The following is a 10,083-nucleotide window of genomic DNA, read 5'->3' as shown; positions in this document are numbered from 1 at the left end:
AGAACCAGTACCTGATGATCGTCGAGGCGATCGGTTCGCAGGGTCGTTACTTCCGGTCGTTCACGTCCTCGAGTCTGGGTGGTTCGTGGACGCCGCAGGCGACGAGCGAGAGCAATCCGTTCGCGGGCAAGGCCAACAGTGGTGCGACCTGGACCAACGACATCAGCCACGGCGAGTTGATCCGCAGCAACGCCGACCAGACCATGACGGTCGACGCCTGCAACCTGCAGTTGCTCTACCAGGGACGGTCTCCCAGTTCCGGCGGCGACTACGGTCTGCTGCCGTACCGGCCGGGTCTGCTCACGCTGCAACGCTGACGGCATGACCCAGATCCGGCTCGGGAGGGTCGGCGCTGATGGACGGACCACTGTGATGTGAAGGCGGTATCGATCGGAGCGAGCCTCCGGTTGATGTCGCGGTCGTGAACCGGCCGGGAGTGCTCGTCGTGCGTACCACGGACGCCGGACACTCCCGGCTCGGCCGCGTCTGGCCGTCCGGGGAACCGGCCAGCGGTCGGCCCACCGGAGTATCGACAGGGCACGGCCAGGTCATCCCGGCCACGAACACCTCGGCCTCGGCGTGCGTGAAACTTCCGGTGACGAAAATGAAGACGTTGCGCCCGCCCGGGATGTCGACGGTGAGGATCATGGGTCGAGTCGCCGTACGGCAACTCGCGGTTCCTGCTCAGGCGCCACCACGACCGGTTCGCGTTGACCAGCATCTGCCGTACGTACATGTCCGGCCGGCCGGTCGCGGATATCCGCCGCCAGTGGACGTACGCTCGGGCCAGAACATCCTGGACCAGATCCTCGGCCCGGTGCCGATCACCGGACAGCAACCGGGCGAGACGGACAAGGCTCGGGCCTCTCGTCGTCACAAACTCGTCGAACGTCACACGGTGCCTCCTCATCGTTCGTGTCACCGGAGGGAACGCCGCGGGCACCCGAGCCTGTTGACACGCGCCGCGCCAGGCCGGCTGCCGACGCCGGCCGGGCGGAACCCCTGTCGCGAAGGCCGTACTCGCACCGCCAACCTCACGATCGGCGGCACGCCGCCAGGTACTCTCGGCCGGTGTTCTCGCCTCAAGGCCCGTCACTGCGTGAACTGTGCGTCCAGGCGCTCTCCTCGGTCGAGCACGGCTACGACCTCCTGGCTCCGAAGTTCGACCACACGCCGTTTCGGACCCCGGAGAGCATTCTCGGCGCGACCGCCCACACGCTGTCCGAACTCGGCCCGTTCGACCACGGGCTGGACGTCTGTTGTGGCACCGGCGCGGGCATGCTGGTGCTCAGGTCCCTGTGCAGGGGACGGGTCACGGGCGTCGACTTCAGCGCCGGCATGCTCGGGCGGGCGCGGAGCGCACACCCGGGGGCCACCTGGGTACGGGCCGACGCCCGGGCCCTGCCATTCACCGAGGACTTCGACCTGGCGGTCACCTTCGGAGCGCTCGGGCACTTCCTGTCCGCGGAACGGCCCGCGCTGTTCGAGGGGGTGTACCGCGCGCTGCGGCCCGGAGGGCTCTTCACCTTCCCGATCGGTGCGCCGCCGCCGGTGACCTCGGTCTCGCACTGGGTCACGCTCGGATTCGACCTGGCCATGCGGGTCCGCAATGCCGTGTGGCGTCCCCCGTTCGTCATGTACTACCGCAACAGCCCACTGACCGCAGTCCGTGACGAGTTGGCGGCGGCGGGCTTCACCGCGACGGCCGCCGCCTTGACCGGTTCGGGGCGGCACCGGAACGGCAGCCCACGGTACTGGCTCATCCTCGCGCGCAAGCCGGCGGACGCTGGCTGATGCACCGGTCCGGCGCAGTCGACCGCTGTGCTGTCTCCGCGGCCGGCTGGATCAGGCGCTCGGCTGTGCGCTGACGGCCGAACCCGCCGTGGCTCGCTCCTGCACGACGCGGCGGCGCCGGGTCGGCACCCCGAGCATCGGGTTGGCGACGCCCCAGGCGGCGCCCTTGCAGACCAACTCCTTGTAGACGGCGGCGAGCCGTCCGGTCAGGGCCGCCGGCACTGCGCGGTCGTCGGCGGTGACGTACTGGATCACACCCTCCCTGCGGCCCAACGAGATGCACTGGTTGAAGTACCGGAGCGGCGCCTTCGGAAGTTTCCCGCCGGTCAGTCGCGCCGCGATCGAGTCGGCGGCCTGCCAGGCCATCGGCGAACCCGAAGCGCACGACATCCGGAGCGGTTTGTTCCCCGCCCCCAGCGCGAGGGCCGCGTCGCCGACGGCGTAGACGTCCGGATGTGAGACCGCGCGCATGGTCTCGTCGACCACGATCCGACCGGTGCCGCTGACCTCCAGGGCGCTCTGTTTCGCGATCGGGTGGACCGCGAAGCCGGCGGTCCACACCGTGACCGCGGCCGGAATGACCCTGCCGTCGGCGGTGGCGACGCGATCGGCCTCGACGGCGGTGACGGCGGCCTGCTCGTACACGGTGATCCCGAGCTTGCCGAAGACCTTCCGCAGGTGCGCGCGGCCCCTGGGCGAGAGCCAGTCACCGAGGTCACCTCTGGCGGCGAGGGCGACGTCGAGGTCCGGGCGGGCCTCGGCGATCTCGGCCGCGGCCTCCAGGCCGGTGAGGCCGCCGCCGACGACGACCACGGTCTGCCCGGCGTCGAGGCGGGCCAGGCGCTTCCGTAGCCGGAGCGCTCCGGGGCGGCTGGCGATCTCGTACGCGTGCTCGGTGGTACCGGGAACGCCCTGGGCGTTCCAGCCACTGCCGAGGGCGTAGACGAGCGTGTCGTAGGCGATCTCCTCCTCGCCGTCCGTGTCGACGACGGCGACGGTCCTGCGGTCGACGTCGACGCCGGTGACCCTCGTGACCCTCACCTCGACGCCGGTGCCCGCGAACATCTTCCGCAGGGGCCGGGGCTTGAGACTCTGGCCGCTCGCAAGCTGGTGCATGCGGACGCGCTCGACGAAGTCGGGCTCGGCGTTGACGAGGGTGATGGCGACGTCCTCGCGGCGGAGCCGCTTGGCGAGGCGACCGGCGGCGATGGCTCCGGCGTATCCGGCGCCGAGAACGACGATGCGGTGCTGCATGTCCGTGCTCCTGTTCGATTCGGGTTCGCCACTTGAACCGGGCGGCCCGCCGTTTGCTGACAGGAACGCGATGTGAAGCACCTCACAGCAGGTCAGAACGGCTTGAACAGCGGTTCCTCGTGGTCGGAGGCCGCGAACCGCTCGGTCGCGCGCTCCAGCTTGTCGGGGTTGACCTGGTTACGGATCGCGGCGATTCCATCGGCCCCGACCTCCAGACACATGACGCCGACGACCCGGCCGTCCACGACGACGACGGCGGCGGGATCGCCGTTGGCGGTCCAGGCGTAGACCTCGGGCCAGCCGCCGAGCACGGCGCGTTTGGCCTCGGTCGGCTTGAACAGGCCCCACAGGAACCTCGCGACCGCGTGGGCGCCCTCGAACGGCTTGACGCGGGCCGGAACCTTCCCGCCACCGTCGCCGATCGAGATCGCGTCCGCGGTGAGCAGCCGCACGAGCGACTCGGTCTGGCCGCTGGTGGCGGCAGCCATGAACTCCTCGACGATCCGCCGGGCGGCGACCTCGTCGATCTCGGTCCGGGCCTTGCCGTCCGCGACGTGCTTCTTGGCGCGGTGGAAGATCTGCTGGCAGGCGGCCTCGGTGATGTCGAGGATCTCGGCGATCTCCCGGTGCGGGTAGTCGAAGGCTTCCCGCAGCACGTACACCGCCCGCTCGTTGGGGGACAGCCGCTCCAGCAGGGTGAGGACCGCGTACGAGACCGATTCGCGCTGCTCGGCGGTGTCGGCCGGGCCGAGCATCGGGTCCCCGGCGAGCAGCGGCTCGGGAAGCCACCGGCCCACATATGTCTCGCGCCTCGCCCGCGCGGAGGTGAGCTGGTTGAGGCACAGGTTGGTGAGTACCTTGGTCAGCCAGGCATCAGGGACCTCGATGCGGTCGACGTCGGCGGCCTGCCAGCGTAGGAACGTCTCCTGCACGACGTCCTCGGCCTCGGCGGCGGAGCCGAGGAGCCGGTACGCGATGGCCTCCAGACGGTGCCGGGCGGCCACGAACCGGCCGACGTCGTCCGTGCTCAGGGGCATGGCCCCGATCCTAGGCTCCCCTGCGGCTTCCTCTGCGCTCGGCGGGAGGCGCCTCGACGACCTCGGCCCCAGTCCCGCCGTCGAGCAGCACGCCACTCGCGATTCGCGTACTGGGTCACAGGTGTTGTGTTCCTTGTTCGTCCGCGACCTCGATGATCGTCTTGCCGGGTGTGCGGCGGTGGCGGGCGAACGCGGCGGGCGCTTCGGAAAGTGGTCGCACGGCGCCGACGATCGGGTTGAGCCGTCCGGCCCGGAGCCGCTGGGCGAGGTCGGTCAGCCGGGCCCGATCGGGTTCGACGACGAAGAAGACGGCTCGCCCGTCCTTGGGCTGCACGGTGGGTGGCATCGCGATGGTGACAACGGTGCCGCCTGGGCGTACCAGTTCGGTCGATCGCTCGAGGATGTCGCCGCCGATGACGTCGAACACCACGTCCACCTCGCCGACCTGCCGCAGATCGTCGGCATCCAGGTCGAGGAAGGTCTGCGCGCCGAGGCCGACCGCGACGTCACGGTCGTCGGCCCGGCCGGTGCCGATAACGTGGGCGCCCACCTCCCGCGCGAGTTGGACGGCGATCGAGCCGACGCCGCCCGCGGCGCCGTGGATGAGAACGGTCTGGCCGGTCGTGAGGTGGGCGTGGTCGAACAGCCCCTGCCACGCGGTCAGGCCGGAGATGGGCAGCGCGGCGGCCACGGTGTGGTCGATGTCGGCCGCGAGGGGAGCGAGGTTGCGAGCCTCTACCGCGGTGTACTCGGCCAGGGATCCGTTGCGCGCCCAGTCGGTCAGCCCGAACACCCGCTGGCCCACGGTGAGGCCGGTGGTTCCGTAGCCGAGTTCGACCACGGATCCGGACAGTTCGTGCCCGGGGATGCTGGGTGTCCGGTCGTGGCCCGCGCGATCGGTCCAGGTTGCCGGCCAGTCGAGTTCTCCGGGAGTGAAGCCCGCGGTGTGCACGCGCACGATGACGTCGTTTTCCGCAGCGTGGGGGTAGGGCATGTCGGTCAGGGCGAGGCCGCCGACCCCTGCGTGACGGTCTCGCACGGTGATCGCTCGCATGCTCGAATCCTCTCAGGGACGTTCCCGGTACGGGGGGCAACGGCGAAGGCTCACCACCGCCGTGTCGAGTCGGATGAGCAGGACGAACGGCGTAGGACGCCCGATACGATGTCCGGTGTCGCAGTGGCCCACACCGTTCCTCGGGTGGCCCCGGGTGATGCCCGGTCAGGTCGGCCAGGGCGAACCGATGATGTCGTATTCCCGCTGCCGCTGAAGGACCTGGCGTCTTTGCTGGCAGTCGCAGGCGATTGACCGAAACGACCGCCCGGCGGAACGGACGCGGGCAGGATGGAACCCGGACCGCTCGGGCGGAACGCCCCGCCGGGGGAGGTGTCAGATGGTCGCCGTCCGGATTCCGCCGAACTTCTTCGGTATCCCCTTCGGCCTTGCTGGCCTGGGAAGCACCTGGATCGTGGCCGGGCGCGACGGCGACGTGCCGATGTGGATCGGCTCCGTCCTCCTCGCGCTCGCCGCGCTGACCTGGTTGGCCGTGGTGGTCGCGTACGCGGCGTACGCCCTGCCGCGACCGGGAGCGCTCGTCGGCGACCTGGTGGATCCGGTCGCCGGCCCGTTCGTCTCGCTCGCCGTCATAACCCCGATGCTGCTCGCCGCGCAGGGCGTCGTCCCGTACGACCTGGGCCTCGGTCGGGTCCTCGTCGACGTGTTCCTTGTCCTCACACTCCTCTTCGGCGGCTGGATAACCGGGCAGTGGATCTACGGCCGGATCGACATCGACCAGATCCATCCCGGCTACTTCCTGCCCACCGTGGCCGGTGGGTTCATCGCCTCGACCGCCGCATCCGCCGTCGGGCAGCACACGCTGGCGGACGTCATGCTCGGGCTCGGCTTCATCTGCTGGCTCGTGCTCGGTTCGCTGATCCTGAACCGTCTCTTCAGCCGGCCGCCGCTGCCGGTGCCGCTCGTACCGACCCTCGCGATCGAGGTGGCGCCCGCCGCCCTGGCCGGGGTCGCGATCTTCGCCCGCAACGGCGGCCGGATCGACGTCTGGGTGATGCTGGTCTCCGGATACGGGTTGCTGCTGGTTCTCGCGCAGCTCCGCCTGCTCCCGCTGTACCTGCGGTTGAACTTCGCCCCCAGCTTCTGGGCGTTCACGTTCTCCTGGTCGACGGTGGCCATGACCACCCTGCACTGGATCACCAGGGGGCAACCGCCGGGGCACCGCGTCTATCCGTACCTCGTGCTGGCGGCCATCTCGGCGTTGATCGGCGGCATCGCCGTACGGTCGATCGTGGCTGCGGCGCGCGGACGGTTCCTGCCGTCGCCCGGTCCACCGACGGCGCCCTGACCGGAGGTCGTGACCTCGGCGACCCGGCCCGGCACGCCGTTGCGGCGGAGTGTCACGGCGACTGCGGCACGGCAACGGACCCGGTGAGGTTACGCAACGCCACCTTCGAGAACTTGCCCGTCCCCGTCTTGGGGATCTCGTCGAGAACGACGAAGCGATCGGGGACCCACCACGAGGCGACCCGCGCGCGAAGGTGCTCGCGCAGGCCCGTCTCGTCGACTCCCAACCCGGCCGCGAGTACGACGTACGCCCACGGTCGCTCTCCCCAGCGGTCGTCGGCGACGCCGACCACCGCCGCCTCCCGTACGGCCGGGTGTGCCATCAGTTCGTTCTCGAGCGTGACCGACGAAATCCACTCCCCGCCAGATTTGATCATGTCCTTGACGCGGTCGACGATGCGCAGGTAGCCGTACTCGTCGAGCGTCGCAACGTCACCCGTCCGCAGCCACCCGTCCTCGGTGAAGGACGACGTGCCCGGATCGGCACCGAAGTAGCTGGCCGCGATCGTCGGGCCGGCCACCTGGAGTTCGCCGGGCGTGGTCCCGTCCCGCTCGACGGGCCGGCGCTCGGCGTCCACGATCCGTACGTCGACCAACGGCATCGTCGGCCCGGGTTGTCCGAGCAACCGCCGGCGTTCGCCGGCCGGTAGCGCGTCGGAGGACGACGACAACCGGCCGCAGGCAACGAGCGGACTCGTCTCGGTCATGCCCCACGAACTCGTGATGGGTACGCCGATCGCCTGTTCCCATGCCTTCGACAGCGCGTCCGGCAGGGCGCTCCCACCGCTGACCACCATCCGCAGCGACGAGAGGTCCGCGGTGCCCAGGAGCGGCTCCAGACCGCGCCAGATCGCCGGCACGCCGGCGGCGAATGTCACCCGGTGCCGGGAGAGATGCTGGAGAAGTTCCGTCGGGGCCATCGCCGGACCCGGCAGTACGAGTTCGGCCCCGGCGAGCACCGCCGCGTAGGGCAGTCCCCATGCGTTGACATGGAACATCGGCACCACCGGCAGAACGACATCCCGCTCCGAGATGGCGAAGCTGTCGACGCCCAGCAGCAGCATCGCGTGCAGGACGATGGAGCGGTGGCTGTAGAGGACACCCCTCGGCCGCCCGGTCGTGCCGGAGGTGTAGCACAGGCTCGCGGCGTCGTTCTCGTCGACGCGGGCTGCCGCCGCCGGCTCGGGGCATCGCGCGAGCAGCGCCTCGTAGTCGGCGATGCGCGGGTCGACGGGGATCTCCTCGTCGCCACCGTCGTCCATCACGACGACCCAGCGAACCGTCGCGATGGCGCGGACGACATCCCACACCGTGCCCAGTAGCGACCGATCGACGAAGACGACGTCGTCGGCCGCGTCGGACATGATGTGCACCAGGTCGCGGGCGAAGAGCCGGTGGTTGACGGTGTGCAGGATGCGGCCGGCCGACGGAACGCCCAGATACAGCTCGACATGGCGCTGGCTGTTCCAGCCGAAGGTGCCGACCCGGGCCGAGGGTGGGACCTGGAGGACGTCGAGCACGGCGGAGAGCCTGCGCGCGCGGTCGATCACTTCGCCCCAGGTCGAGACCACCTCACCGGACACTGTCGCCGTCACGACGCGCTTGTGGCGAAATCCCAGGTCCGCCCGTCGCATCAACAGGTCGACGTCGAGCGACCCGTCCTGCATCAGCCCGCGCACATTTCCTCCGTTCGTACGGAAAAGTTCCCGCCGTCGATGTACCGGTTCTGCCCGATGAGATCCGTCGCCTCGTCGCTGGTCCGGAACGCCGGCGCGGCCGCTTCCCGGAGGAGGAGGGACGGCCGAGAGCCGGACCGCCGGGGTGACCGCCGGTGCGGCTCTCGAGGACGAAGTCTTCGCCGTGGATGGTGCCCCGGCCTTCGTCAGGGGAGGCGATCCTCACCGGTCGGTGGTCGACCCCAGATGGATGTGCTTGTCGTCCGCGTCGAGCACCAGGCTCGCCGGCCACTGGTCCCAGGTACGGCCGAGTCCGCGATGCTGCGGTGATCCCTCGTGGATGAAGTTCCGGACGCTGGCGATCATCAGGTCCGACAGCCTCAGTCGCCCGGCCTGGTTCTGCCGGCTGTAGGCGTAGGAGAACACGTTGTTCCCGAAGGTGCGGAACACGAAGGGCAGATCTATCGCGTGTACGGCGCCGTACACCTGGTCGAACGGTGCGGGTTCCTGATTCCAGTCGAACCTGTAGTGGTAGAGCGAGTGGTTCCCGCTGCGGGCCAACGCGTTCAGCGAGTCCCGGTTGATGCCGGTGAAGACCGCCTCGGTCAGTGCCGCGGCTGCGTCGTTCCAGCCTCCGGGCTTGTCTACCGGAAGGTACTCGTCCTTGAGCAGATCGGAGGCGGTCAAGGTGCCGGGGTTGTCGGGATCGAACAGGTACTGCGTCGTGAACCGGTCGTAGTCACTCGGCTTGTGCGCGCCGATGGTGCTGCCGAACAGTTTTCCCTCCTCGCGGGTGTTTCCCGCGAGGACGGGCACCTCGCGATCGACCCCGGACTCGAGCACGGCGTACGGGTCGGACGGGATCACCGCGCCGTCGGCGATGACCGCCGGTGTTCCGTCGAGTTTGTGCTTGACGAGCACCCGCACCAGGTCGTCGGCGGGGAGCGAACGAAGCAGTTCGATGTCGCTCTTGCCCGAGGAGGGGTATTCGGTCCTCGCGGCCTGCATGACGCGGTCGGCGTACGCCCTCGCGCTGGCCACCGTCCGGGTGCTCAGGCCACCGCTGAGCGGGATCGCCTTGTCGACCATTCCGCGCGCCAGTGGGGAGACGAGCAGGGACCAGACGTTCACCGCACCCGCCGACTGGCCCATGACGCTGATGTTGTCGGAGTCGCCACCGAACCTCCGGGCGTTCTGGTCGACGAACCGGAGCGCACTGACGAGGTCGAGAGTGCCGAAGTTGCCGGACGCCGACAGTGGGTCGCCGCCGCCCAGGCCCTCGGCGCTCAGCCAGCCGAACACCCCTACCCGGTAGTTGACGGTGACGACCACGGCCTGTGCGCGCCTCGCCAGCTCCCGCCCGTCGTACATCGGGTCCGCCGAGTAACCGACGACGTTGCTCCCGCCGTGGACGAAGAACACGACGGGCAGGTTGCGCTTCGATGTCGAGGGGCGGAAGACGTTGAGCGTCAGGCAGTCCTCCTCGCCGACGGGCTGTTGCAGCCCGTCGCGCACCGTCAGGTCGTAGAACGGCCCGTTCGGGGACGGGCTGAAGAAGCGCCCCGGCTGTGTGCACCCCGACCCGTACTGCTTGGCGCGCCGGACATCGGCCCAGGGCCGGTGGGGCTTCGGCGGTCGCCATCGGAGCTCGGCCACCGGCGGTTCGGCGTACGGGACTCCCAGCCACGAGTACGTCCCGCTCGACCGGCCCTCGTCGCGTCCGACGATCGGACCGAGTGTCGTCGGGACGAGGGTCGGGTCCTTCCCGGGCCTGACGGTGTCGGCGGACGCGGGGGCGAGCGGCATGGCGGTCAGGACCGCGGTCGCGAGGACGATGCCGAGGATCGGACGGAGTAGGGACGACGTCGTGCGACGACGCGCGGCCGGTTCGCTGACGATGACGGCCCCGGACGGCATAGCAGGCATTGGCGGTGCCTCCCTGGTTTCGAACGTGGCACGCGGT

Annotated in this window: 9 protein-coding genes; 3 read left to right on the top strand and 6 right to left on the bottom strand. The window is 69.9% G+C overall.

The features are described from left to right. Window positions 1-317: non-reducing end alpha-L-arabinofuranosidase family hydrolase (locus tag I0C86_RS27175; protein WP_255527842.1), on the top strand; the 317-nt coding region annotated here is incomplete at its 5' end. Here the strand turns inward: I0C86_RS27175 and I0C86_RS45570 are convergent. Further along, window positions 269-910, bottom strand: a complete 642-nt coding sequence (locus tag I0C86_RS45570; protein WP_407676354.1) for a sigma factor — start codon at window positions 908-910, stop codon at window positions 269-271. The genes I0C86_RS27175 and I0C86_RS45570 overlap by 49 nt on opposite strands. 161 nt (window positions 911-1,071) lie before the next feature. Between I0C86_RS45570 and I0C86_RS27165 the strand changes: the two genes are divergently transcribed. Continuing rightward, window positions 1,072-1,794: a class I SAM-dependent methyltransferase gene (locus I0C86_RS27165; protein WP_196204129.1), complete on the top strand. Its 723-nt coding sequence runs from the start codon at window positions 1,072-1,074 to the stop codon at window positions 1,792-1,794. Window positions 1,795-1,845: 51 nt separating this feature from the next. On the opposite strand, the gene I0C86_RS27160 is transcribed toward I0C86_RS27165, so the two are convergent. From I0C86_RS27160 to I0C86_RS27150, 3 genes are all read right to left on the bottom strand, one after another. Beyond that, entirely contained in the window at window positions 1,846-3,048 is a 1,203-nt protein-coding gene (locus I0C86_RS27160; protein ID WP_196204128.1) for an NAD(P)/FAD-dependent oxidoreductase, read from the bottom strand. 92 nt (window positions 3,049-3,140) lie between these two features. Continuing rightward, window positions 3,141-4,085 (bottom strand): RNA polymerase sigma-70 factor, encoded by a 945-nt coding sequence (locus tag I0C86_RS27155; protein ID WP_196204127.1) that lies wholly within the window; start codon window positions 4,083-4,085, stop codon window positions 3,141-3,143. 115 nt (window positions 4,086-4,200) lie between these two features. After that, a complete protein-coding gene (locus I0C86_RS27150) occupies window positions 4,201-5,139 on the bottom strand; it encodes an NADP-dependent oxidoreductase (RefSeq protein ID WP_196204126.1) in 939 nt (312 codons plus the stop codon). A gap of 337 nt (window positions 5,140-5,476) precedes the next feature. Between I0C86_RS27150 and I0C86_RS27145 the strand changes: the two genes are divergently transcribed. Next, window positions 5,477-6,445, top strand: a complete 969-nt coding sequence (locus I0C86_RS27145) for an SLAC1 family transporter (protein ID WP_196204125.1) — start codon at window positions 5,477-5,479, stop codon at window positions 6,443-6,445. A gap of 52 nt (window positions 6,446-6,497) precedes the next feature. Here the strand turns inward: I0C86_RS27145 and I0C86_RS27140 are convergent, their stop codons facing one another. Together I0C86_RS27140 and I0C86_RS27135 are read right to left on the bottom strand one after the other, a co-directional pair. Then, a complete protein-coding gene (locus I0C86_RS27140; protein WP_196204124.1) occupies window positions 6,498-8,123 on the bottom strand; it encodes a long-chain fatty acid--CoA ligase in 1,626 nt (541 codons plus the stop codon). A gap of 219 nt (window positions 8,124-8,342) precedes the next feature. Beyond that, a complete protein-coding gene (locus I0C86_RS27135; protein ID WP_230394870.1) occupies window positions 8,343-10,046 on the bottom strand; it encodes a carboxylesterase/lipase family protein in 1,704 nt (567 codons plus the stop codon). Window positions 10,047-10,083 lie beyond the last annotated feature (37 nt).

This window comes from Plantactinospora alkalitolerans, from assembly GCF_015690345.1.
GTDB classification, from domain to species: domain Bacteria; phylum Actinomycetota; class Actinomycetes; order Mycobacteriales; family Micromonosporaceae; genus Plantactinospora; species Plantactinospora alkalitolerans.
The sequence above is the reverse complement of the archived record's forward strand: the minus strand, read 5'-3'. Positions and strand labels throughout refer to the sequence as shown.